Source organism: Acinetobacter sp. ANC_7682 (genome assembly GCF_056779795.1).
The window spans coordinates 31,009-53,952 of the sequence record NZ_JBWYIQ010000006.1 but is presented as its reverse complement, the minus strand read 5'-3'; the positions used below and the strand labels follow the sequence as shown (position 1 = coordinate 53,952).

Here is a 22,944-nt window from a genome sequence, read left to right as displayed (position 1 = left end):
ATCAAACCCCTACCTTAACGGTGATGTGACAAGTACGCTTAGTAATACGATCTGCACGGCCTTTAGCACGTGGCAAAATACGCTTAAGGCTCATGCCTTCATCAACGTAGATCGTAGAAACTTTAAGATCGTCTACATCTAAACTGTTATTATGTTCAGCGTTTGCAATCGCAGATTCCAACGCTTTCTTAACTAAAACTGCAGCTTTTTTGTTGCTGAAGTTTAGGATGTTAAGAGCGTGCGCAACAGATTTGCCGCGAATCAAGTCTGCAACCAAACGAGCTTTTTGTGCCGAGATAGCGGCACCGCGTAATTTAGCAGTTACTTCCATCATAGCACCTATTAACGTTTAGATTTCTTGTCAACACCGTGACCACGGTAAGTACGAGTCGGTGCAAATTCACCAAGCTTGTGACCAACCATATGCTCAGATACGATTACCGGAACATGGTTACGACCATTGTGTACAGAAATTGTTAAACCAACAAAATCCGGGAGGATCATCGAACGACGCGACCAAGTTTTGATCGGCTTACGGTTATTAGCCGCGATAGCCGCTTCAACCTTAGCGAACAAGTGCGCATCGACGAATGGGCCTTTTTTCAGAGAACGAGGCATTGTCAGATTCCTTTACTTGTTACTTAACGCGACGGTCGCGAATGATCATCTTAGTCGTACGCTTATTGGTACGTGTCTTGTACCCTTTAGCTTTTTGACCCCATGGGCTTACAGGTTGAATACCTTTGTTACGCCCTTCACCACCACCATGTGGGTGATCTACCGGGTTCATCGCCATACCACGAACGGTAGGACGAACACCACGCCAGCGTGAAGCACCAGCTTTACCTAGTGAACGTAAGTTGCTTTCTTGGTTAGAAACTTCACCAAGAACTGCGCGACATTCAACGTGTACTTTACGCATTTCGCCAGAACGTAGACGAATAATTGCGTAAGAACCGTCACGACCCAATAACTGAGCAGAAGCACCAGCAGAACGCACTAATTGAGCGCCTTTACCGATTTTAAGCTCGATATTGTGAAGAGTAGAACCGATAGGCATGTTACGAAGTGGTAAGCAGTTACCTGGACGAATTGGAGCATCGTTACCAGATTGAACTTTATCACCAGCACGTAGACCTTTAGGCGCAATGATATAACGACGCTCACCGTCAGCATACAAAACTAATGCAATGTGTGCAGTACGGTTAGGATCGTATTCGATACGCTCTACAGTCGCAGGAATGCCATCTTTGTTACGTTTAAAGTCAACAATACGGTAATGTTGCTTGTGACCACCACCAACGTGACGTGTAGTAATGTGACCGTTGTTATTACGACCACCAGTACGTTTTTTAGCTTCTACCAACGGAGCATAAGGCGCACCTTTGTGAAGATGGTCGTGAACGACTTTCTCTACAAAGCGACGTCCTGGAGACGTTGGCTTACATTTTTGAATAGGCATAATTCTCGTCCTTATTCCGCTGTGCTTTCAGCGGTATCGCCCAAGTCAGCCATTTCTACATCTTGGCCAGCTTTCAGGGTGACGTATGCTTTTTTAACATCAGAACGACGTCCGATAGTTTTACCAAAGCGTTTAGTCTTACCTTTAGTGATAGTCGTGTTAACTTTAACAACTTCTACACCAAATAATTGTTCAACTGCTTTTTTGATTTCAAGTTTGTTTGCATCGATAGCAACTTTAAACACTTGAACACCAGCAGTTTCACCTAAAACTTGTGCTTTTTCTGAGAATACAGGTCCTTTTAGGACTTGATAGATACGTTCGTTGTTCATCCGAGTTCTACCTCAATTTTCTTAGCAGCAGCTACAGACATAACAACTTTATCGAACGCGATCAAGCTAACAGGATCGATAGCAGCAGCATCAACCACATCAACGTGTGGAAGGTTACGAGCAGCTAGATACAAGTTCTCATCAACAGCATCAGTAACGATTAATGCACGAGTAGCATTCAAGTCGTTAAGTTTTGCAAGCAATTCTTTAGTTTTTGGAGCAGCTACAGCAAACTCTTCAACTAAAACTAAGCGATCTTGACGAACAAGTTCAGCTAGGATGCATTGCATAGCACCGCGATACATTTTACGGTTTACTTTTTGAGACCAGTCTTGTGGACGAGCAGCAAAAGTTTTACCACCGCCAACCCAGATTGGGCTACGAATAGAACCAGCACGAGCGCGACCAGTACCTTTTTGACGGAATGGTTTTTTACCACCACCAGAAACGTCTGCACGTGATTTCTGAGCTTTTGAACCTTGACGACCACCAGCTAAATAAGCTGTAACAACTTGGTGTACAAGAGCTTCATTGAATTCACGACCGAACGCAACTTCTGATAATTCAACAGCAGAGCCGGAAACAGTATTTAAATTCACGTTATTTCCCCTCAAGCCTTGATAGTAGGACGAACAGTTACGTCACCACCGGTAGCACCAGGAACCGCGCCTTTAACTACAAGAACTGAACGCTCTGTATCGATAGCAACGATTTCAAGACCCTGTGTAGTTACGCGTTCAGCACCTAAATGGCCAGCCATTTTTTTGCCTTTGAATACGCGACCAGGAGTCTGGTTTTGACCTGTAGAACCTAGAACACGGTGAGAAACAGAGTTACCGTGAGTAGCGTCTTGAGTACGGAAGTTCCAACGCTTAACACCACCTTGGAAACCTTTACCTTTAGACTGACCAGTTACGTCAACAATTTGACCAACCGTGAACAAATCTACACCGATAGTTCCGCCAACTTCACAACCTTCAAGATCAGCTTCTGTAACACGGAATTCTTGAACTAAACGACCAGCAGCAACCCCCGCTTTAGCGAAGTGACCTTTCTGAGCATTAGTAACGCGAGATTCGCGACGTTCACCAGTAGTGATTTGAATCGCTTGATAACCATCAGTTTCAAGCGTTTTGATTTGAGTGATGCGGTTAGGATCAACCTCAATCACTGTAACAGGTACAGAAACACCAGCATCTGTAAAGATACGTGTCATACCGCACTTGCGACCGACTAAACCAATAGCCATGTGCATAAACCTCTAAAAAAGCGGCTTAATTAACTTAGAGTGTTAATTAACCGAAAGCCTTAACCCAATGCGATCTGAACGTCTACACCAGCTGCAAGATCTAATTTCATCAATGCATCTACAGTTTTGTCTGTAGGTTGAACGATGTCGATCAAACGCTTGTAAGTGCGGATTTCATACTGATCACGCGCATCTTTGTTAACGTGCGGTGAAGTTAGAACGTTAAAACGCTCGATGCGAGTTGGCATCGGGATTGGACCACAAACTTGTGCGCCAGTACGTTTTGCTGTTTCTACGATCTCTTGAGAAGATTGATCAATTAAACGGTGATCAAAAGACTTCAAACGGATACGGATTCTCTGGTTAGACATACCAGTAAACTCCAAGCCAAATATATAAAGAATCACCCATGACGCATCTCCCCCTGTCCGAAAACAAGGCAAGTGTCAGAGGCAGTGAAAATCACTAAGGTCGTGATCGATGCCACGACTGTAACGATCTAAACAACAATCAACGTTGTTTAGCCCTTAATATCAAAGGGTCGCCCATTATAACGATTGTTTAACTGTTAAGCAAACCTATTTATCATTTTTTCTCAATTTACGGTTAAGCGTTGGCGGCTTTCTTTTGTACACCCTGCCCGAACCCCAATACATAATTAATTGCATCGATCAGCAATTCATTCCCTTTTTGGAACTTAGTTTTTTTTGTTTGTTTTAAGGTATCTAAAGATTGTACATAAGCGCCAGAAAATACCTTCTCATGCTCTTCATTCTCAATATACATTTGTAAAACTTTCGGCGTTATTTCTGGATGAAACTGAAAACCCAGCACATTCTTTCCAATTTGGTACATTTGGTTTGCACACACATTATTTTCAGCCAGTCTGACGCCTCCTTTAGGAATCTCAAAAGTCTCACTGTGCCATTGCATTATTTCCAATTCTTTAGGTATTTCAAAGTAATCTGATAAACCATGTTGAGTTCTGAAGACTTTAGTCCAACCTAACTCTTGTTGCTCATTTAAACGTACACTTGCTCCCAAAGCATTGGCTATAAGCTGACCTCCGAGACACAAACCAATTGCAGGCTTGCCTAGTGATAAATATCGACGGATCCATCTTTTTTCTATTTTTAGCCATGGATAATTAGCCTCATCATTTACACTCATTGCTCCACCCATGATGATGAGTAAATCAATATCTTCAATTGCTGGTAACGCCTCGATTTCTAATGCCATCTCAACAGGTAAGGCAAAAAATTCCGTAGCACTAATTTGTGCTCCAATTGATTTTAAATATTCATAACAACTTCCGAACCCTTCACCAGCAATATGCTGAAAGTAATGCACTTTTAATGGCTTCATTTTCCAACCCGAACTTTTCTTATATTGCACTAGCAGTTGCAAAAATGAAGCCAACCTATAGGTTGTTAAATAATTTTAAACAAAGCACAGCTATGCAGTTTTTTAGTAGTATGTTTTGTTAGTTATAAAATGACGGTTTATACAGGTAAATTGTGAAAATAAATACGCAAACTCAACTCATACATAGCCCTAGAAAAGCACCTCAACTTTTAAATAGTATTCAACCCCCTATTTATCGCGCATCAACGATCATTTTTGAAAATACCGATGCTCTTTTCAATCGCCATTGGACCGATCCTTATGACTATAGTTACGGAACGCATGGCACCCCTACCACGTTTACGCTAGGCGACAATATTGCACAATTAGAAGGCGGAGAATACTGTCTACTTGCACCAAGCGGACTCTCTGCAATCAACTTGGTGAATTCTTGTTTTTTAGCACATGGTGATGAAGTTTGGGTCGCGGACAATATTTACGGTCCAAATATGGAGCATTTGCGAAACCTAGAATCACGTTATGGTATTGTCGTTAAGGTCTATAATCCGATTGATATTGAGAGCTTTAAACCCAGTGATAAAGCTAAGTTAATTTGGTTAGAAGCTGCAGGATCTGTAACACTTGAATTTCCAGATTTAACGAATCTGGTGAAAAAAGCTCAAGCTCATAAGATGCTTACCGCACTTGATAATACTTGGGGAGCGGGTCTAGCTTTTAATGCTTTTGATTTTGGTACAGAACACTTAGCAGTCGATATTACCGTCCATGCACTCACCAAATATCCAAGCGGTGGTGGTGACATTCTCATGGGAAGTGTCGTAACAAAAAACAAGGATTTATACCACAAGCTATTTCGCATGCATGCAATTCAAGGAATTTCTATATCAGGCGATGACACCGCACAGATTCAGCGCAGCCTATCTTCAATGGAACTCCGTTATACGCACCAATCTAAATCAGCGCTAACTTTATTAAACTGGCTTCAACAGCAAAATGAGTTTGCACAAGTATTGCACCCTGCCAATCCAAAATCTGCAGGTCATACTTTTTGGAAAGAAGTTTGCCTATCAGAATTAAGCGCAGGTTTAATCAGTGTAATTTTTGATAAAAAATATAATCTTCAAGATATACGCAATTTTTGTGATGCGCTTAACCTGTTTAAATTAGGTTTTAGCTGGGGTGGCCCAGTGAGTTTAGTAATGCTCTATCAAATTGATCAAATGCGTGAGCTTGCACATCCACATTTACAAGAAGGAATATTGGTTCGTTTTTGTATAGGACTGGAACATCCGCAAGATTTGATAGAAGATATTCAACAAGCACTCAAAATAATGCAACAACAAAAGATCGAATAAAAAGGAATAATTATGGGCACACCAATTGTCATCGCAAAAAAAACCTCAGATACATCCCAAGAGATTGTTTTACATTCGCAACTGGCAAACCGACATGGCTTGATTTCCGGCGCAACAGGAACAGGCAAAACAGTCACTTTAAAGGTCTTGGCAGAAAACTTTTCTCGTATTGGTGTGCCGGTATTTTTAGCCGATGCAAAAGGTGATGTCTCTAGCCTTGCCAAAGCTGGTGAAAGCAATTCAAAATTTGATGAACGCATCAAGAGCCTCAATATTGAATCAATCCCATTTAGCGCATCACCTGTGGTCTTTTGGGATTTATTTGGCGAACAAGGTCACCCGATTCGGACTACAGTATCAGAAATTGGTCCATTGCTTTTAGCCCGAATGCTAAATTTGAATGACACCCAAGAAGGTGTGCTTTCTGCGATTTTCCGCATCGCGGATGATCAAGGGTTATTACTGATCGACTTTAAAGACCTCAAGGCGATGATCACTTATGTGACTGAGCATGCAGCTGACTTTAAAGCAGAATACGGCAATCTTTCTCCTGCCAGCTTGGGTGCAATCCAACGTAATTTGCTAGCACTGGCCGATCAAGGCGGTGATCAATTTTTTGGTGAGCCTGCATTAGACCTCATGGATTTTATCCAAACCGATGCACAAGGTCACGGCAATATTAATTTGCTCGCTGCCGATAAATTAATGAACACACCAAAGCTTTATGCGACTTTCTTACTGTGGATGCTTTCCGAACTGTTTGAACAATTACCTGAAGTCGGTGATATGGATAAACCGAAATTGGTATTTTTCTTCGATGAAGCACATTTACTGTTTGACAATGCCAGCCCTGCTTTGCAAGAAAAAATCGAACAAGTGGTACGCTTAATCCGCTCCAAGGGAGTAGGTATTTATTTTGTCACCCAAAATCCGCTCGATTTACCTGAAAGCGTTTTAGGACAACTAGGTAACCGTGTTCAGCATGCACTTCGCGCCTTCACACCAAAAGATCAAAAAGCAGTAAAAACTGCAGCTGATACTTTTAGACCCAATCCTGCATTCAAAGTACAGGACGCCATTACGGAGTTGGCAGTTGGTGAAGCGCTAATTAGCTGTCTAGATGAGAAAGGCACTCCACAAATGGTTGAACGCGGCTGGGTCATGCCCCCATATTCATCTTTTACACCTATCACGTTTGAAGAGCGCAAGACGCTCATGACAAACAGTGTGGTTGCAGGTGTTTATGAGCAAGTACTTGATCGAGAAAGTGCTTTTGAAATGCTGCAAAACAAAGTAGTTCAGCGTCAACAACAAGCCGAACAAGAAGCGTTAGCAAAACAACAAGCTAAGGAACAAGAGGCCTACGCAAAGCAAATTGCTAAAGAGCAAGAAGCTTTCGCAAAACAGCAAGTCAAAGAACAAGAACGCCTTGCCCGGGAACAACAAAAAGAAGCAGAACGTGCAGCCAAACAACGTGAAAAACTCACCCAAGATATTGTCGGTACGTTTGCTAAAAGCGCTGCACGAAGCCTCGGCGGAAGCACTGGACAAAAAATCGTCCGCGGTCTACTAGGCTCATTATTTGGAAAAAAATAGTCCTCCCTTTACCCATCATTTTTAACTTCATTATGGGATATTTTAATATCCCATAATTATTTTAAGGTTTTCTATGCAAGTCATATTGCAGCTCGACCCTAAAAGATGTATTTTAAATATATCTTTTAATAAAGCCAAAGTTGAAGCTCATGACGCCACAACATATTGAACTTGTAAAAGCGACTGTTCCCGTTCTGCGTGAGAATGGTGTTGCTCTTACGACCTATTTCTATAATCGCATGCTGAACAACAACCCCGAGTTAAAAAATACATTTAACATGGATCATCAAAGTACTGGTCGTCAGCCACGTGCTTTAGCTGCTGCTGTTTTGGCATATGCTGAAAATATTGAAAATCCTACAGTTTTAGCAAAAGCGATTGAGCGAATTACCACTAAACACGTAAGTTTAGACATTCAAGCGGATCAATACTCGATTGTGGGTGAAAACCTTCTGCATTCAATCAGCGAAGTATTAGATGTGCCAATGGACTCTGATCTGATTGCTGCTTGGAAAGCCGCGTATATGCAATTGGCAGACATTTTAATTGGTGTCGAAAAATCAAAATATGAAGCTTTGACTGCACAAAATGGTGGTTGGGCTGGCTGGCGTGAATTTAAAATTACAGCGATTGAAGCTGAAGCTAACACCAAAACCTTCACTTTAGCTGCCAAAGACGGTCACACCATTGCGACGGCTGAAGCAGGTGAATATATTTCGGTGCGAGTCCAAGTACCGGGGCAAGAGATGCGCCAACCACAACAATTTAGCTTTGATGTTGCACAAGCTGATCAGTATCAAATCACAGTAAAAGCGGTAGATGAAGCAACTGAATATTCTGTGGCAAATATCTTATTAAACCACTATCAAGTAGGTGATGTGGTTGAGGTATCTGCACCACTAAAAAATTAATTCATCTAAATCTTTAACCGAAATAAGATTTTAAGAGATCATTGAAAGCTCCGTTCACGGGGCTTTCAATGTTAAGATGGAAATAAGCTATCTTTTATGATGATCTATGCAACTGAATAAATTTACCGACTATGCGCTGCGTATATTGATGTATGTCGCACAACCTCGCGACTTGCCTTATACCATTGCAGAACTGGCAAACCAATTGCAGGTCTCAGAAAACCATGCCATGAAAATCGTTCACTTTATGGCAAAACAAAATTGGCTAATGACCAGTCGAGGCAAAGGTGGCGGTATACGTCTAGCCCCTCAAACTCTGAATATCTCATTAGGGACTTTAGTGAGAACACTTCAAGGCGATCAGCAAATTGTAGAGTGTCATAACCCGCCATGCGTATTAAGAAGTGACTGTGGCTTGAAAGGCATTTTAGATCATGCAGTCCAACAGTTTTATCAGCATTTAGATCAATTTAAACTGAAGGATGTTATACCCACCTCAGGTATAAAATTCAATTCAGATTCACCCATTCCTTTCATTCAAGTTACACCATAGATTGACTCAATTCGATTGAGTATTCGCTTGCATGCGCGACTTCCTTTATAATAGCTGATTGTAAATTGAGTTATTGAAGTTGAGCTATGCATCACAGCAGAGGAAAGTCGAAAAACAGTAAGGCGTCAAATGCCCCAAAGCAAAAGATCAGCTATGAGAAAAAAGCCGATCCAGCGATTACTGAATATTCGGTTCAAGCGCTCAACTGGTTGCGCAAAGCCGAATTCTTAATGAGTGCACCAAAACTGAATTTATGTGTAGAAGACACAGGTTATGAGATTGCTTTTGCAGGTCGTTCGAATGCTGGTAAATCGAGTGCGATTAATGCATTAACTAATCAAAAACAACTTGCACGTGCGTCTAAAAAACCTGGTCGCACACAAATGATTAACTTTTTTAGCATGGGCAATGCCGAACAAAGATTAGTTGATCTTCCTGGATATGGCTATGCTGCTGTACCTGAAAGCATGAAAATCGTTTGGCAAAAAGAGCTTGAAAACTACCTCATTCATCGTGAAAGTTTACAAGGGCTTGTATTGTTAATGGACATACGACACCCTTTACAACATTTCGATGTCATGATGTTAGAATGGGCTTATTCACGTAAATTATTTGTCCATGTTTTATTAACAAAATCAGATAAGTTAAATCGTGGTCCAGCTTCTAAAGCATTGCAAGAAGTCAAAGCTCAATTAAAGAAAATGAAGCTTAACTTCTCTATCCAATTGTTCTCATCCCTCAATAAGCAAGGTCTTGAAGAACTCGCAAGCGTTATTGCTGGTCGTTTAAATTTTACGCTTGAGCAACCTAACGGATTTGATCTAAGTGCAATTCCTGAAGTAAGTGAATCAGACATCGATGAAGATTTTGATCATGATATTCAACAAGATGATGAATCACCAAGCGAAACAACCGAACTAGAATCCAACAAAGCTGAATAGTATCTACCCTACTGAATGGTTAAATCATTACATTCACTAATTGATACATCAATGTCCTCAAATGCTAAGGTTATTTGAGGGCATTTTTTTATACTGAAAAATGATAATCACAACAAAAATTCAGGAAAGTGTGATGAAATTATTGTCTCGATTAAGAAATAGTAAGATTGGATCTTCTATTGAGTATCACATCAAACCTCGTAAAGTTAAATTTGAGTGGGCGGATACACCAGTAGATTGGGTTCCAAATCAGCCTTTCGTTAGTTATTTTATCAATGAAATTAACAATATCTTACCAGCAGGCGAATTTTGGTTTTGTCGTCTGTACAACAAAGTATTACCCAAAATTACTGATGAAAAACTTGCAGAAGATGTGAAAGCTTTTATTCGCCAAGAAGCGATGCACGCTCAAGCACATAATTCAGCAAATAAAGAATATCTCAGCGCACGTCATATCGATATTCAACGTAACCTCGATATCATGGACTTTCTTTTTGGAAAACTTTTAGCGGATAAACCTTTAGGTCTAAACGTCCCAAAAGCCTTAGATCATCAGTGGGATTTATTTAGATTAGGTATTATTGCTACTGTTGAACATATGACTTGTGTCCTCGGCAAATATGCCTTGTACAACAAAAAATGGGGAGAATTGGGTGCTGATGCCAATATGCTCGATCTCGTAAAATGGCATGGTGCTGAGGAAATTGAACACCGTACCGTTGCATTTGACTTATATCGTCATCTTGGCGGTGGTTATATTTCTCGCTATTATCAAAGTGTAGTTGTGATTGCTGCTGTATTAGGTTTATGGGTTGATGGTGCTGCTCATATTATGGGTCAAGACCCTCGCTTTAAATCAATTAAACCAGCTGTTTACAAACCTTGGATTTGGCGTGAATGGGCACGAATTGCCCAAAAAGACAATGCTTTACTTCCTCACCCATTCTGGCTTGTTTCTCAACAACTCGGCTATTTAATGCCTTGGTATGACCCTGTTCATGAAGCAAAAACTGAAGATGCGATCAACTATCTAAATCAGTCACCAGCAGCGGAACGTGCAGCACTGAAAGTTGCATAATGTATTCAATAAAAAAGCAGGGTGATCCCTGCTTTTTTATATCTGATCTAATCTTTTAAGCTGTATTTTTTTCAATAGGTTCATGATCAGGATTCGTGTAACGATCTACAACAACACTAATCATCATATCCCCCTGCACATTCACCACTGTTCTAACGGTATCTAACAAACGGTCAATCGGCAATAATATCGCGATTGCTTCTGCTGGGAGTCCAACTGATTGTAAAACCATAATCATGGTAACCATACCTGCGCTAGGTATACCTGGTGCCCCTAAAGATGCAATCATTGCTGTCGCACACACAATCAATTGTTGTCCTAACGTTAAGTCAAGCCCCATTAAATTCGCAATAAACAGCGCCGCCGCAGCCTCATACAATGCCGTCCCATCCATATTCAACTGTGTCCCGAGAGGGATCACAAATCCTGCAGTCTGGGGTCTTACTCCTAAATTTTCCTGAGCACACTTCATTGATAGCGGCATGGTTGCGGAACTTGAGCTGGTAGCAAACGCCGTAATCAAGGCTGCTCGTGTTCCCTTAAAAAATGTAATTGGATTCATTCTCCCGAAAATCCAGAGCAACAAAGGCAAAACAACAAGGCCATGAAAGATGGTCGTTCCCGTGACTACTGCTGCAAATTCTGCTAATCGACTCAGAACAGATAGGTCCTCCGTCGCGATTAACTTTGCCAGTAACGCAAAAATCCCTATTGGTGCGAGCTTCATCACCCAACCAATCATCAACATCATGATTTCAAAAAATTGCTGACTCAACGCTTTCACTGTTTTAAATTTTTCACCACCTTTAACGAGAGCCACCCCAATTAAAAGTGCAAAAACGACAACGGCTAACACATTACCTTCAGCAAATGCTTTAAACGGGTTTATTAGTGTATTTTGGATAAAGTTGGTAAAAAAACTCGAGGGAGTCAAAGTATCAGGCGTCTGATGCTGATTCATGGTCTCTTGAAAAATAGTGATGTCTACACCCTTCCCGACCTCGAAAAGATGCGCACACGCAAGCCCTAAAATCAGCGCCAACGTTGTGGTTGTGACACAACAAGCAAGGGTAATTTTCCAAGTTCTACCAAGTTGGCCACCAGTCTGCAGATTGGAAACTCCGACAACAATAGAACTAAAAATTAGAGGAATCAGTAATAGTTTAAGTAGACCAATAAAAATACTACTGGCAATCCCTAAGCCATATAAACTTCCGTTAAAAAATGCTGTATCAGGGAATACATTTAACAAGAAGCCAAAAGCCACACCTAAAATTGCAGCAATTAAAATTTGCGTATTTAGACTCATGTCCTGTGCTTTTCATTTTGATTTATTAGTCGCACTATGCCATGAGCGACTTCAAGAATCGATCATTTTTTCTTGTTAGCTTTGCAACCGAAACGAATAATTTATAAATACAAATATGAAGTAAAAAAGCCAAATCTGAAGATTTGGCTTGAAGCATAGATCAATTATCTTATTGCGTTTCGATTTCACGAATTCTAATTAGACCTTCTTGTACTGTACTACAGACCAATTGTCCATTTTGCCACATTCGTCCAAAGTTCAATCCTCTTGAACTTGCACTAATCGTTGCCTCCATGTCATAGAGCATCCAATCATCTACACGAAATGGTTTATGAAAGTACATGGTATGGTCAATGCTGGCACACTGTAAACTCGGTGAAATATAACTGAGTCCATGTGGTCGTAGCGCGGTTGTCATCAAAGTAAAGTCTGAATAAAAAGCAGCGATCGCCTGATGTAATGCGTTTTCATCTACATCATCAGCCAAACGATCATGTGTACGAATATAGTGCGCGTAAGACGGCGCCTCAGGTTGTGGTTGGAATGGATTGACTGGCATTACAGGCTTAATTTCAACATGACGATCACGCATAAAGCTGGCACGCACATTCTCTGGTACAAAATCCACAATCATTTTCTTGAGTTCAGCTTCAGATTTTAACCCATCTACTGGTGGGTATTCGGGTTCAGCAACTTGATAATTGAGACCCTCTTCTTGGTCTGCAAAAGATACCATACACATGAATATCGTCTTGCCATGTTGAATCGCACGAACTTGGCGACTCACAAAACTACGCCCATCTCGGATTCGATCTACTTCATAAATAATGGGTGCATTAACGTCTCCACCAAATAAGAAATATGCATGCAATGAGTGTGCAGGGCGATCAGTTGTATATGAAGCAGCACGTAACGCTTGACCTAGAACTTGCCCACCAAAGACACGTTTGCCAACCAAATTTTGGCTTTTGCCTCTAAAAATGTTTTCTTCAAGTCTTTCTAGCGTGAGTAAATCTACGAGTTCTTGCGTGAGCTGATTCATATCGGACCTATATATTTCATTGCTACGACATTAAATTGGGCCTGTTGAATTTAAACAGATTTTCCAATTTAATGACTCAATCTCTATATTGCCATAATTTCCGAGTAAACAACTAAACTTTGCTTGACTATATTGTCATAAAACAAATTTGATATTTTGGCTAAAAATACGATTATTAACGAAAATTCATCCAAATTCTGTGCATTTTGTTAGAAAATGACATATTGTTTTGATCACAGATTTAAGAAAATAATTGCCTTCATTCGCGTCATGCGAAATTCGTCTTTGGCTAGGAGTATGTATGTCCAAGAATGGCTTTGGTCAAATGTATCGTCGACTTTCCAGTAAGTTGCTTGACCTCGTAGTAACACCGCATGTTCTTGGAGAGGTTCCTACTGAAACCCAACCTTCAACACCACCCACTGAAAATAACACGACTCACAAAAAAGTGGTGTGCTATGTATTACAAAATTACTCGCGTAGTAATGCGTTAGTGGTTGACGGCGAAACTCGTCGATTAAATCTCGCGCCAGCACTTGACCCACTCATGATCGGGGACCATAAAGAGAAAGCTGCTGTATTATTTTTACAACACCAAGATGAAACAAACTTACTTAATCCGCCACCCCATGCATTTCCACCTCGTCTCCTCAGATTGATCGAGATATTGGATAAGCATCCAGATACTGACATTGAACTTATACCTGTGACTGTATTGTGGGGCCGCTCACCGGACAAAGAAGATTCATTATTTAAATTGCTATTTACGGACACTTGGGCAACGCCAAGTACTGTTAAACAACTGATGAATATTGGTTTACATGGTCGCCAATCTTTTCTTGAATTTCATGAACCAAAATCACTGCGCGAATTGGTAGATTACGCACGTGTAACACATCCAAACTTGTCTCCTGCAACATATATCGTCAATCAACTCAATGATTATCTAGATCGTCAGCGTGAAGTTGTATTAGGTCCAGATTTGTCAGATCGTCGAAACGTGATGCAATCATTGATTAAATCTCAAGATGTTCAGGACGGAATTCGCAAAGAAAGTATTCGCTCTAAAATCAGTTTGATTGAAGCTGAGCGCCGTGCGATCGGCTACGTGAATGAAATTGCATCAGACTATTCTCATGCAACAGTACGTTTTGCAGAACAAGCCCTGACGCGTCTTTGGACTCAACTCTATGACGGCGTAGAAGTACATAATTTCAATACAGTTCGTGAATTAGCGAAAGACTACGAAATTATTTATACACCTTGTCATCGTAGCCATATTGACTACCTATTACTCTCTTATGTGATTTATAAGCGTGGGATGATGGTACCGTACATTGCTGCAGGTGATAACCTGAATATGCCATTCGTTGGTCAGCTTTTACGTGGTGGCGGTGCATTTTTTATACGTCGAACCTTCCGTGGAAATGCGTTATACACCACTGTATTCAAAGAATATCTATACAGTATCCTATCGCGAAACACGCCATTAGAATACTTTATTGAAGGTGGACGTTCACGTACTGGACGTTTATTACCGCCGAAAACAGGTATGTTGGCAATGACTGTGCATAGTCATTTGCGTGGTCGTGCTAAACCTATTGTATTTGTCCCGACCTATTTTGGTTATGAACGCCTGATGGAAGGTGCAACTTACGTCGGTGAAATGAATGGTAAGCCTAAAGAGGCCGAATCTATCTTTGGTATTTTACAAACCTTAAGAAAGATTGAACGCATCTTCGGTAAAGTACACGTAAACTTTGGTGAACCCGTCTTCCTTGATGAGATTTTGAAACAGCATGGTGCTGAACATATCAAAATTGAGAAGAATGATGACCCGATTCCTCAAGAAGTTTCTGATGCAGTCAACACCTCAGCAAATGCAATTCTTGAAAATATTAACCGTGCTGCTGTTATCAACCCAGTTTCGTTATTGTCACTTATTCTTTTATCGACTTCCAAGCACACGCTTGATGAAGAGATTTGTATTAAACAGTTAGATACCTATCGAAATCTTCTAACAGCTTTACCTTATGATCATCGAGTTCAAATCACACCACTGTCTGGTAAAGAAATCATTGCTTATGGTTTAAAACTCAAGTTGATTAAGCGTGTAAAACATGTCCTTGGCGATATTATTGCGATTGAAGATGGTCAAGCAGTATTACTGACATATTTCCGCAATAATATTTTGCATGCTTATGTCTTGCCATCACTGATTGCTGCGATGGTCGAGCACAATGGTAAAATTTCACAGGGCGATTTGATTAATGTCATTCGTACACTTTATCCATTCTTGAAAGCTGAACTTTTCCTTAAGTGGAATACGGATGAGCTTAAAGAACAGATCTGTAACTATGTTCAAGGTCTGGTAGAAGCACAGTTGATTACGATTGATGAACATGGAAATTTATGTAGCCCTGCACCTAACTCTGAACAACACAATCAGTTAGTCGTGCTTGCTGCTCCAGTGAAGCAAAGTATTGAACGCTACTACATGACACTTGCCCTAATTACTCAACGTGGCTCTGGAAATATTACGACCAAGCAGGTCGAAGATTTAAGCCATCTATTAGGTCAGCGTTTATCTGTACTTTATGAGTTCAACTCACCTGAATTCTTTGATAAAGCGCTCTTCCAAAGTTTTATCAAAGTTCTGACTCAACAAGGCTATATCAGTAATAACGAAGAAGGCGCAATAGTCTTTGATGCACAATTCAAAGAGGTTGCTCAATATGCCAACTTGGTACTAGATGATGTAACCTTACAAATGTTGCAACATATCACTTCATTTAACGATGAAGAGCTCAAAGAAGCTTTGGATGCAGTTGCTGATCAACAAGCCAAAAAACGCTTAAAACGCAAGAAAAAATAGTATCTAAAACCCTCCCCAGTGAGGGTTTTTTTATGCCTAAATGAGTTCTCGATAATCCTTAAAAAATTGAGCATGTTTCAATTTAAAACCAGTGCTTAACATTCGAGAGGCATAAATTTTCTTTCCACGCTGTGCCTCACTCAATAATTTTAATGAAGGGATGTTTAACTGCTTTTGGAACCACAGAATAATTTCATGTAATGGAATGGGTTGATTATTACTACAAATATAAGTTTTTTCTGGATGTTCCACGTGAAGTAAATGGACAAGAAAACCCGCTAAATCTTCGATATGAATTCGATTCGACCAATGCACATTGGGATAGTCCATTGTATTTTGAGAAAGCTGCATCATTCTCTTCACGGATACGCCATAAATACCAGTGGGTCTCACAATGATACATTGCTGTGGAAAGGCTTCTTGCCAAAGCTTCTCCATTGTGGCTAACACTAATGCTTTCTCATCTTGCGGATTGATCTCTGTTTGGTCATCAATCTCCTCCCCTTGATCTTGTCCGTAAACGCGTGTCGATGAGACAACAATAATCTTTTGGATAGGATGCAGTGCCAGCTGATTTCTCATATGTGGAATCGCATCCATGAAAGCTGCTTTATACCCGTTTAGTGATGGGTCTTTGGGTGCAATCAACACGTATACTGCATCAATAGGCGACAATTTCGATAAATCAAGTTGGTGTATATCTTGTTGAAGATGCATAGCACCTGCTTGATCTTTCCTGCTTAAACTGACTGTGGTAATTTGATGTCCTTGTTGAAATAATTGTTTAGCAACATGTTGCGATGTTTTACCATAACCGATAAATAGAATATGCATGTAAGACCTATTCTCTAGTGTTATAAATTCAATTTAAGCAAAGTTGAGGGGACATGACTGCAGTCCATCAGTTGCAAGGTGTAGGAAACGCCGCTGCCGCTTTACTCGAAAAATTAAATATCTGGAATACGGATGATCTTTTGTTTCATCTGCCTCGAGATTATGAAGATCGCAGTACTATTGTGCCCATGAATCACCTTCAAGTAGGTCGAAGCTATTTACTTGAAGGCACTGTCGCATCAATGGATATGCCGCCCGGTAAACGCAAATCCATGGCAATATTATTACAAGATGATTTTGGAAAAGTCACCTTACGTTTTTATCATATTTATAAAGCATTGATGGATCGCGCAAAGCCTGGAAATCGCTTAAGAGTGTTTGGTGAAGTCCGAGTAGGCGCTCGTGGCCTAGAAATGTATCACCCAGAAATTCAATTGATTACTGAACATACACCACTTCCAAAAACGCAGCTAACCGCAATTTACCCATCAACGGAAGGACTCACTCAACCTAAACTGCGCGAATATATTAAACAAGCTTTAGCACAACATGCCCATGATTTACCAGAACTGATTCCTGCAAAATTTACCAATGGGTATGCTTTAAAAGAAGCACTAGAATATATTCATCACCCTCCCACCGATGCCAATATGTTGCAACTGGCTGAAGGACAGCATCCTGCGCAGCAACGTCTCATCTTTGAAGAATTAGTCAGTCATCAAATTAGTTTATTGACTCGTCGTGCATACATTCAGCAGATCTCCGCACCTGCATTTTCAGCCAGTCGAACATTTGCCAAACAACTTCTCTCCATACTTCCCTTTGAAATGACGAATGCTCAAAAACGTGTTTCAAATGAAATTGTGAAAGATCTTAAACAAAACAAACCGATGCTCAGACTAGTGCAAGGTGATGTAGGTGCAGGCAAAACCTTAGTAGCAGGCATTGCGGCATGTCATCCACTCGAAGAGGGATGGCAAGTTGCTCTTATGGCACCGACTGAAATCCTCGCAGAACAACATTATTTAAATTTTAAAAAATGGTTCGAACCACTCGGCATCCAAGTTTCTTGGTTATCAGGCAAACAAAAAGGGAAAGCACGCGCTGCTGCAGAACAGCAGATTAGAGAAGGCTCTGCCCAATTGGTCGTCGGCACTCATGCACTATTTCAGGATAACGTCCAGTTTCATAAATTGGGTCTTGTCATCATTGATGAACAGCATCGGTTTGGAGTTGACCAGCGTCTAGCATTACGAAATAAAGGGGCACAGGATACGACACCACATCAGTTAGTAATGACCGCCACGCCTATCCCACGTACGTTAGCAATGTCAGCGTACGGCGATTTAGATACTTCTGTGATTGATGAGTTACCCCCAGGGCGTACTCCAATCCAAACAGTCACTATTCCACTCGATCGTCGTGAAGAGGTCCTGCAGCGTATTGCGACAAACTGCGCTGAAGGTAAGCAGGCTTATTGGGTCTGTACATTAGTGGAACAATCAGAGACGTTAGATGCCCAAGCTGCTGAAGCGACTTATCAGGAGATTAAAGAACGCTTTCCGCACCTCAATATTGGTTTGGTTCATGGCAAAATGAAAGCTGATGAAAAACAAGCTGTCATGCAACAGTTCAAAGACAATCAATTACAACTGCTGATCGCAACAACTGTGATCGAAGTTGGAGTGGATGTACCAAATGCATCCATCATGGTCATTGAAAATGCGGAGCGACTGGGTCTATCTCAACTACATCAATTAAGGGGGCGTGTGGGTCGAGGTGCTAAAGCAAGTTTTTGCGCATTATTGTATAAAAGTCCTTTATCGCAGAATGGACAAGAGCGTTTACGCATTATGCGTGAAACCAATGATGGCTTTTTAATAGCAGAAAAAGATTTGGAAATCCGTGGCCCAGGCGAACTGTTAGGAACGAAACAAACTGGAGACATGGGCTTTCGCGTGGCTAAATTGGAACGTGATGACCATCTGTTAACTCAAGCACACTATGTCGCGACTCAAATTTTAAAAGATTACCCACATCAAGCGGATGCTCTTCTTAAACGATGGTTACCAGAAGCACCTAGATATGCGTATGTTTAATATGTTCCTTAATCAACGAACTCAGTTATAATCATAGGTACTCACAATAAAAATAACTTGAGCCATGATGCTGAGCCCTATTCATAACCTCTATCACACATTATTATCACGACGCGCTTGCCAATTATGCGGATTCTCTCCAACTCAAACCCACAGATTATGTGATGACTGTTGGACAATGCTCCCATGGAAAAGCCCTTCACTCATTCATCGACATGAAAGAAATATTTATGCTTGTTTCGACTATAGCTTTCCTATAGATCGCATTATTCACTTATTCAAATATGAACAACAACTTCATTATCAAACTTTTCTAGCACACACATTGCTAGAACTTAAACTGAAACGTTTTCAAGCGATTGTACCTATGCCTATTTCAAACGAGCGCTTGAAGGAGCGTGGTTATAATCAAATGATGGTCATCGGAAAAATTCTTTCCAAAAAACTGCAAATACCCATTTGGCAGCCAATTGAACGTTCAGCACAACACTCACAGAAAGGCTTAACACGTGTAGAAAGAATCGAGGATATTCAATCTCAATTCAAACCAATACGTTCAGAAAAAGGAAAGTTTAGAAATATCCTGATTATTGACGATGTCGTGACCACAGGGAGTTCAGTCAATGCGTTGGCCAATGCACTAGAAAAGCTCGGCTGTCAGAACATTCAGATCGCATGCATTGCAGCCGCAGAATATTGACACAGTCACTTTAAGTTTTAATCGGCATTAAAATGCTGCCTACACCAAGGAATCACGATTTCTCGAGTTAACGGTGCTAAAGGCGTAGCATCATCATCTAAATCGATCCATTTCATTTCAGCAATTTCTGCATGAATGTGAGGCTCTTGTTTAAGCTGAACTCGATAGAGATAACTAATCAACTGATGATCCGCTTCATTTGCAGCTTTGGTTTCAAAACGACCTATATATTGATCTATTACTGCCTCAGCGCCAATTTCTTCTTTAATTTCTCGCAGAATCGTGTCTTCAGAAGGCTCATTCTCCTCTAACTTCCCACCAACCTGCATGAAAAACTGGGTATTCTTTTTTCGAACCAACAACAACTGCTGATCCTCATTGGAAATAATCGCTGCTGCGACAGTAATGACTTTGCTCATGTATCTAGTTTCACCAAATCTTCTCGATCTTGGACACCCCATTTCGGTTGTGGTGCCTGATAAGACTCGAATTTTGACACAATATCCTCGATTGAAGTTGAATTGATTAATGCATTGGTAAAGCGAGCTCGAGTAAACTCTTGATCTGTCGTATGTTGAATGAATTGTAATAGACCATCATAAAACCCGTTAATGTTTAAAAATGCGCAGGGTTTAAGATGAATACCGAGTTGCGCCCATGTCCATTGTTCAAAAATTTCTTCAATTGTTCCTGCACCACCCGGTAAGGCAATAAAACCATCCGACAAATCTGCCATCAGCGTTTTACGCTCATGCATACTGGTAACAACGTGAAGTTCAGTCAAATTTGGATGTGCTAATTCACGATCCACCAATCCTTGTGGAATCACGCCAATGACCTTTCCACCAGCCTCTAATGCACTATCCGCAACAATCCCCATTAATCCTGAACGACCGCCACCATACACCAAGGTCTTGCCTTGTTGCGCTAAATATTTCCCTGTTTTCTTTGCTGCATCAGCATAAACAGGATCGGAACCTAATGTTGAACCACAAAATATTGCAATAGAATTCATTTAAAATTAGCCTTAAGTTTTTATAACAACAATTAAAATGATATGTTCTGTGTTTTTTAACCTAATTAATGATGGAATCAGTTTTTTTTCATGGCATCCTTGTCTAAAATACACCCATCGTTCACACACAAACTGCGCAAGGGAGAAAAGATAAAATGCTTGAAGCCTTTTATGCCACAGAGCGCGGTAGTCTAGAAGATGCAACGATCAATGGTGGGTTTGATTTACACCCTGAATTGGTTTGGATCGATTTAATTGCACCCTCTCAAGATGAGCAAGAATGGGTTTTAGATGCCTATAAACAAAATCTTCCAACACTAAAATCATTAGAAGATATTTCTTCATCTGCACGATTCTACCGTGATGATGATGGCATTTTACATATCAGTACGTATTTTTTAACGAAAAATAAAAACTACCAAGTCGATGGTGACCCTGAAGAGTCATCCAATATGCTAGGAACGGTTCAAACCGTTGCATTTATTTTACATAAAGATCGACTATTTACTTTACGTGGTGAAAAGCTCGTTGCTTTCCGTGCCTTTCGAGCACGTGCTCGCCGTAATGATTACGACATTGACTATAAAGATCCGACTTGGATACTTTTGGGTTTACTCGAAGCTAAACTCGATGAGCTTGCGGATATCTTAGAAGATATCCACAAGGATCTAGAACTCTACTCTACAGAAGTATTGAATGTTCGCCACCGTGAGCAAATTCTTGATCTCGATGATATGATTACCCGTCTTGCTCAAAAAGAAGATATGTTGGGTAAAGCGCAACTCTGTTTAATTGACTTACGCCGCGTTCTGACCTTCTTAGCAAGACCCCGTGCCTTAGGCAGTCATATTTATGATGCTGATATTCGAGAACTCAGTGAGGATGTTCGCTCATTAGTAGAACATGATGCATTCTTGTTCCAAAAGGTTCGATTCCTATTGGATACCACTTCGGGTTTCATTAATACTGAACAGAATGATACGATTCGTCGATTCTCGATTTTACCTAGCATGCTTGCTCCCCCGATGTTGGTGGCCAGTATTTATGGTATGAACACTGATGTACTGCCCTTTGCTCAAGGAACGACGAGCTTTGTTGTTGTCAGTCTGATTATCCTAGTATTCTTATTTGGACCACTGATTTATTTTAGATGGAAAAAATGGATTTGAGCACGCTTGGATGTTGTGTTTTTTAAACAACGTATGAAGTACCTTCTGTTGAGTAAATTACTATTTTAAAGCGATAAAAAAGCACCCTAAGGTGCTTTTTCATTTTTCAATCAAATCAATTTTAAATCATTTTCTAAATGGCAAGATTGAATGATTTTCATCATTTTTTCTGGCACAGATTTAAACTGTAAACTCGATGTTCCAGGTGCTTGACGCAATAAACGCACTAAAACAGCTAGCGCCAGAGTACTACCATGTTCAAGACCTGATAAATTTACAGTAAGTGGAAACTGATTTGCCTGCTGAATCAACATTAAACCTTGTTGATAATACTGTTCAGCATTGTCGAAACTAATTTTTCCAGAAACTATAATTTCTTGATCTTTGAGTGAAATCACAATTGTTCTCTGTTATTTTTTCTCAACTGCAGCTTCAGCATCAGGCTTAAAGTTTGCAATTGCTTTATTGATATCGCCACCATTACGCTTCACAGTAGCAGCAAACTGATTACGGAATTGCAAACCTAAGTCAATTCCAGAAACGTTGATATTGCGAATCTTCCACTGATCACCTTTATCAGCCAATTGGAACGATACAGGGATCTTCTCACCCTTGTTAATAAAATCAATCGTTACAACAGGGTTTTTAGTGTTAGATGCTTTATACGGACGAATTGTATATGTCTGATTAGAAAACTTAGAGAAAGCACTGCCATAGTTTTCAATCAATGTTTCACGGAAGTTCTTCTCAAACTGTGCGCGTTGAGCAGCATTACTATATTGATTCGTCGCATAAGTTCCCATCACGATACGAGTAAATGATTGCGAATCAATATATGGATCTAAATTTTGACGAACAATTGCGCGTACCGCAGCAGGGTTATTTTGTAACTTAGCTTGGTCTGCTTTTAAACGTGAAATTAAGCCATCAGCTACTTTTTTGATAAATGCAGGAGGAGTCTCCGTAGGTGCAGCAAATGCTGTACTCGCAATCATCGTCGATAAAACGCTAACAGTCAGTGTTTGCTTTACGAACGTATTCATTTATTTTTCCTCTATT

At 40.5% G+C, this 22,944-nt stretch carries 25 protein-coding genes; 10 read left to right on the top strand and 15 right to left on the bottom strand.

The features are described 5' to 3' along the window. Window position 1: 1 nt before the first annotated feature. The 8 genes from rplV to AC1M9D_RS03920 form a co-directional block, all read right to left on the bottom strand. Window positions 2-331, bottom strand: a complete 330-nt coding sequence (rplV, locus tag AC1M9D_RS03955) for a 50S ribosomal protein L22 (protein ID WP_035265103.1) — start codon at window positions 329-331, stop codon at window positions 2-4. 11 nt (window positions 332-342) lie between these two features. Beyond that, complete coding sequence (rpsS, locus tag AC1M9D_RS03950; RefSeq protein WP_004281508.1) at window positions 343-618, bottom strand: 30S ribosomal protein S19; 276 nt, start codon at window positions 616-618, stop codon at window positions 343-345. A 19-nt stretch (window positions 619-637) separates the two neighbouring features. After that, the gene (gene rplB / locus AC1M9D_RS03945) at window positions 638-1,462 is read right to left on the bottom strand and encodes a 50S ribosomal protein L2 (RefSeq protein WP_035265099.1); all 825 of its coding nucleotides are present in this window, start codon (window positions 1,460-1,462) and stop codon (window positions 638-640) included. 11 nt (window positions 1,463-1,473) lie between these two features. Then, on the bottom strand, window positions 1,474-1,794 hold the full coding sequence (gene rplW, locus AC1M9D_RS03940) for a 50S ribosomal protein L23 (RefSeq protein ID WP_035265097.1): 321 nt from the start codon (window positions 1,792-1,794) through the stop codon (window positions 1,474-1,476). After that, window positions 1,791-2,393 carry a 50S ribosomal protein L4 gene (gene rplD / locus AC1M9D_RS03935; RefSeq protein ID WP_035265093.1) on the bottom strand — a complete coding sequence of 201 codons (603 nt, stop codon included), beginning with the start codon at window positions 2,391-2,393 and terminating at the stop codon, window positions 1,791-1,793. The genes rplW and rplD overlap by 4 nt, the downstream gene beginning before the upstream one ends. Window positions 2,394-2,404: 11 nt before the next feature. Next, window positions 2,405-3,043, bottom strand: a complete 639-nt coding sequence (rplC, locus tag AC1M9D_RS03930) for a 50S ribosomal protein L3 (RefSeq protein ID WP_481611554.1) — start codon at window positions 3,041-3,043, stop codon at window positions 2,405-2,407. A 59-nt stretch (window positions 3,044-3,102) separates the two neighbouring features. Then, window positions 3,103-3,414, bottom strand: a complete 312-nt coding sequence (rpsJ, locus tag AC1M9D_RS03925) for a 30S ribosomal protein S10 (RefSeq protein WP_004725677.1) — start codon at window positions 3,412-3,414, stop codon at window positions 3,103-3,105. A gap of 235 nt (window positions 3,415-3,649) precedes the next feature. Then, on the bottom strand, window positions 3,650-4,408 hold the full coding sequence (locus AC1M9D_RS03920) for a type 1 glutamine amidotransferase (protein WP_481593797.1): 759 nt from the start codon (window positions 4,406-4,408) through the stop codon (window positions 3,650-3,652). Between the two features lie 152 nt (window positions 4,409-4,560). Here AC1M9D_RS03920 and AC1M9D_RS03915 point away from each other — a divergent pair, with 152 nt between their 5' ends. From AC1M9D_RS03915 to AC1M9D_RS03890, 6 genes are all read left to right on the top strand, one after another. Continuing rightward, entirely contained in the window at window positions 4,561-5,763 is a 1,203-nt protein-coding gene (locus tag AC1M9D_RS03915) for a PLP-dependent transferase (RefSeq protein WP_481611553.1), read from the top strand. A gap of 12 nt (window positions 5,764-5,775) precedes the next feature. Next, window positions 5,776-7,359: a helicase HerA-like domain-containing protein gene (locus tag AC1M9D_RS03910; RefSeq protein WP_481611552.1), complete on the top strand. Its 1,584-nt coding sequence runs from the start codon at window positions 5,776-5,778 to the stop codon at window positions 7,357-7,359. A 149-nt stretch (window positions 7,360-7,508) separates the two neighbouring features. Continuing rightward, window positions 7,509-8,270, top strand: coding sequence for a globin domain-containing protein (locus tag AC1M9D_RS03905; protein WP_481594893.1), 762 nt, complete (start codon window positions 7,509-7,511; stop codon window positions 8,268-8,270). Window positions 8,271-8,376: 106 nt separating this feature from the next. Continuing rightward, window positions 8,377-8,823, top strand: coding sequence for an RrF2 family transcriptional regulator (locus AC1M9D_RS03900; RefSeq protein ID WP_035265081.1), 447 nt, complete (start codon window positions 8,377-8,379; stop codon window positions 8,821-8,823). Window positions 8,824-8,909: 86 nt separating this feature from the next. Next, complete coding sequence (gene yihA / locus AC1M9D_RS03895) at window positions 8,910-9,764, top strand: ribosome biogenesis GTP-binding protein YihA/YsxC (RefSeq protein ID WP_035265068.1); 855 nt, start codon at window positions 8,910-8,912, stop codon at window positions 9,762-9,764. A gap of 133 nt (window positions 9,765-9,897) precedes the next feature. Further along, window positions 9,898-10,842: a metal-dependent hydrolase gene (locus AC1M9D_RS03890; RefSeq protein ID WP_481611551.1), complete on the top strand. Its 945-nt coding sequence runs from the start codon at window positions 9,898-9,900 to the stop codon at window positions 10,840-10,842. A gap of 55 nt (window positions 10,843-10,897) precedes the next feature. Here AC1M9D_RS03890 and AC1M9D_RS03885 read toward each other — a convergent pair whose 3' ends face one another. Beyond that, the gene (locus tag AC1M9D_RS03885; RefSeq protein WP_481592045.1) at window positions 10,898-12,151 is read right to left on the bottom strand and encodes a dicarboxylate/amino acid:cation symporter; all 1,254 of its coding nucleotides are present in this window, start codon (window positions 12,149-12,151) and stop codon (window positions 10,898-10,900) included. A 169-nt stretch (window positions 12,152-12,320) separates the two neighbouring features. Beyond that, entirely contained in the window at window positions 12,321-13,193 is an 873-nt protein-coding gene (locus AC1M9D_RS03880; RefSeq protein WP_035265059.1) for an acyl-CoA thioesterase, read from the bottom strand. A gap of 301 nt (window positions 13,194-13,494) precedes the next feature. On the opposite strand from AC1M9D_RS03880, the gene plsB reads away from it, so the two are divergent. Beyond that, window positions 13,495-16,068, top strand: a complete 2,574-nt coding sequence (gene plsB / locus AC1M9D_RS03875; protein WP_035265057.1) for a glycerol-3-phosphate 1-O-acyltransferase PlsB — start codon at window positions 13,495-13,497, stop codon at window positions 16,066-16,068. Between the two features lie 36 nt (window positions 16,069-16,104). Here the strand turns inward: plsB and AC1M9D_RS03870 are convergent, their stop codons facing one another. After that, window positions 16,105-16,902, bottom strand: coding sequence for an NAD-dependent epimerase/dehydratase family protein (locus AC1M9D_RS03870; protein WP_481611550.1), 798 nt, complete (start codon window positions 16,900-16,902; stop codon window positions 16,105-16,107). A 53-nt stretch (window positions 16,903-16,955) separates the two neighbouring features. Here AC1M9D_RS03870 and recG point away from each other — a divergent pair, with 53 nt between their 5' ends. Then, on the top strand, window positions 16,956-19,001 hold the full coding sequence (gene recG / locus AC1M9D_RS03865; RefSeq protein WP_481611549.1) for an ATP-dependent DNA helicase RecG: 2,046 nt from the start codon (window positions 16,956-16,958) through the stop codon (window positions 18,999-19,001). 67 nt (window positions 19,002-19,068) lie between these two features. After that, entirely contained in the window at window positions 19,069-19,701 is a 633-nt protein-coding gene (locus tag AC1M9D_RS03860; protein WP_092768104.1) for a ComF family protein, read from the top strand. A gap of 17 nt (window positions 19,702-19,718) precedes the next feature. On the opposite strand, the gene AC1M9D_RS03855 is transcribed toward AC1M9D_RS03860, so the two are convergent. Both AC1M9D_RS03855 and AC1M9D_RS03850 read right to left on the bottom strand, forming a co-directional pair. Continuing rightward, window positions 19,719-20,120 carry an NUDIX hydrolase gene (locus AC1M9D_RS03855; protein ID WP_092768106.1) on the bottom strand — a complete coding sequence of 134 codons (402 nt, stop codon included), beginning with the start codon at window positions 20,118-20,120 and terminating at the stop codon, window positions 19,719-19,721. Further along, a complete protein-coding gene (locus AC1M9D_RS03850) occupies window positions 20,117-20,716 on the bottom strand; it encodes an LOG family protein (protein ID WP_092768108.1) in 600 nt (199 codons plus the stop codon). Before AC1M9D_RS03850 ends, AC1M9D_RS03855 begins: the two co-directional genes overlap by 4 nt. Window positions 20,717-20,871: 155 nt before the next feature. Between AC1M9D_RS03850 and AC1M9D_RS03845 the strand changes: the two genes are divergently transcribed. Next, window positions 20,872-21,885, top strand: a complete 1,014-nt coding sequence (locus AC1M9D_RS03845) for a CorA family divalent cation transporter (protein WP_035265042.1) — start codon at window positions 20,872-20,874, stop codon at window positions 21,883-21,885. A 110-nt stretch (window positions 21,886-21,995) separates the two neighbouring features. On the opposite strand, the gene AC1M9D_RS03840 is transcribed toward AC1M9D_RS03845, so the two are convergent. Together AC1M9D_RS03840 and AC1M9D_RS03835 are read right to left on the bottom strand one after the other, a co-directional pair. Then, window positions 21,996-22,283 (bottom strand): STAS domain-containing protein, encoded by a 288-nt coding sequence (locus AC1M9D_RS03840; RefSeq protein ID WP_092768110.1) that lies wholly within the window; start codon window positions 22,281-22,283, stop codon window positions 21,996-21,998. A 12-nt stretch (window positions 22,284-22,295) separates the two neighbouring features. Continuing rightward, window positions 22,296-22,928 carry an MlaC/ttg2D family ABC transporter substrate-binding protein gene (locus tag AC1M9D_RS03835; RefSeq protein WP_035265038.1) on the bottom strand — a complete coding sequence of 211 codons (633 nt, stop codon included), beginning with the start codon at window positions 22,926-22,928 and terminating at the stop codon, window positions 22,296-22,298. Between the last annotated feature and the right edge of the window lie 16 nt (window positions 22,929-22,944).

What these genes read in the sequence shown, in the direction of transcription:
- rplV (WP_035265103.1), bottom strand. Translation starts at nt 331, where the DNA reads ATGGAAGTAACTGCTAAATTACGCGGTGCCGCTATCTCGGCACAAAAA.
- rpsS (WP_004281508.1), bottom strand. Translation starts at nt 618, where the DNA reads ATGCCTCGTTCTCTGAAAAAAGGCCCATTCGTCGATGCGCACTTGTTC.
- rplB (WP_035265099.1), bottom strand. Translation starts at nt 1,462, where the DNA reads ATGCCTATTCAAAAATGTAAGCCAACGTCTCCAGGACGTCGCTTTGTA.
- rplW (WP_035265097.1), bottom strand. Translation starts at nt 1,794, where the DNA reads ATGAACAACGAACGTATCTATCAAGTCCTAAAAGGACCTGTATTCTCA.
- rplC (WP_481611554.1), bottom strand. Translation starts at nt 3,043, where the DNA reads ATGGCTATTGGTTTAGTCGGTCGCAAGTGCGGTATGACACGTATCTTT.
- rpsJ (WP_004725677.1), bottom strand. Translation starts at nt 3,414, where the DNA reads ATGTCTAACCAGAGAATCCGTATCCGTTTGAAGTCTTTTGATCACCGT.
- AC1M9D_RS03920 (WP_481593797.1), bottom strand. Translation starts at nt 4,408, where the DNA reads ATGAAGCCATTAAAAGTGCATTACTTTCAGCATATTGCTGGTGAAGGG.
- AC1M9D_RS03910 (WP_481611552.1), top strand. Translation starts at nt 5,776, where the DNA reads ATGGGCACACCAATTGTCATCGCAAAAAAAACCTCAGATACATCCCAA.
- AC1M9D_RS03905 (WP_481594893.1), top strand. Translation starts at nt 7,509, where the DNA reads ATGACGCCACAACATATTGAACTTGTAAAAGCGACTGTTCCCGTTCTG.
- AC1M9D_RS03900 (WP_035265081.1), top strand. Translation starts at nt 8,377, where the DNA reads ATGCAACTGAATAAATTTACCGACTATGCGCTGCGTATATTGATGTAT.
- yihA (WP_035265068.1), top strand. Translation starts at nt 8,910, where the DNA reads ATGCATCACAGCAGAGGAAAGTCGAAAAACAGTAAGGCGTCAAATGCC.
- AC1M9D_RS03890 (WP_481611551.1), top strand. Translation starts at nt 9,898, where the DNA reads ATGAAATTATTGTCTCGATTAAGAAATAGTAAGATTGGATCTTCTATT.
- AC1M9D_RS03885 (WP_481592045.1), bottom strand. Translation starts at nt 12,151, where the DNA reads ATGAGTCTAAATACGCAAATTTTAATTGCTGCAATTTTAGGTGTGGCT.
- AC1M9D_RS03880 (WP_035265059.1), bottom strand. Translation starts at nt 13,193, where the DNA reads ATGAATCAGCTCACGCAAGAACTCGTAGATTTACTCACGCTAGAAAGA.
- plsB (WP_035265057.1), top strand. Translation starts at nt 13,495, where the DNA reads ATGTCCAAGAATGGCTTTGGTCAAATGTATCGTCGACTTTCCAGTAAG.
- AC1M9D_RS03870 (WP_481611550.1), bottom strand. Translation starts at nt 16,902, where the DNA reads ATGCATATTCTATTTATCGGTTATGGTAAAACATCGCAACATGTTGCT.
- recG (WP_481611549.1), top strand. Translation starts at nt 16,956, where the DNA reads ATGACTGCAGTCCATCAGTTGCAAGGTGTAGGAAACGCCGCTGCCGCT.
- AC1M9D_RS03860 (WP_092768104.1), top strand. Translation starts at nt 19,069, where the DNA reads ATGCTGAGCCCTATTCATAACCTCTATCACACATTATTATCACGACGC.
- AC1M9D_RS03855 (WP_092768106.1), bottom strand. Translation starts at nt 20,120, where the DNA reads ATGAGCAAAGTCATTACTGTCGCAGCAGCGATTATTTCCAATGAGGAT.
- AC1M9D_RS03850 (WP_092768108.1), bottom strand. Translation starts at nt 20,716, where the DNA reads ATGAATTCTATTGCAATATTTTGTGGTTCAACATTAGGTTCCGATCCT.
- AC1M9D_RS03845 (WP_035265042.1), top strand. Translation starts at nt 20,872, where the DNA reads ATGCTTGAAGCCTTTTATGCCACAGAGCGCGGTAGTCTAGAAGATGCA.
- AC1M9D_RS03835 (WP_035265038.1), bottom strand. Translation starts at nt 22,928, where the DNA reads ATGAATACGTTCGTAAAGCAAACACTGACTGTTAGCGTTTTATCGACG.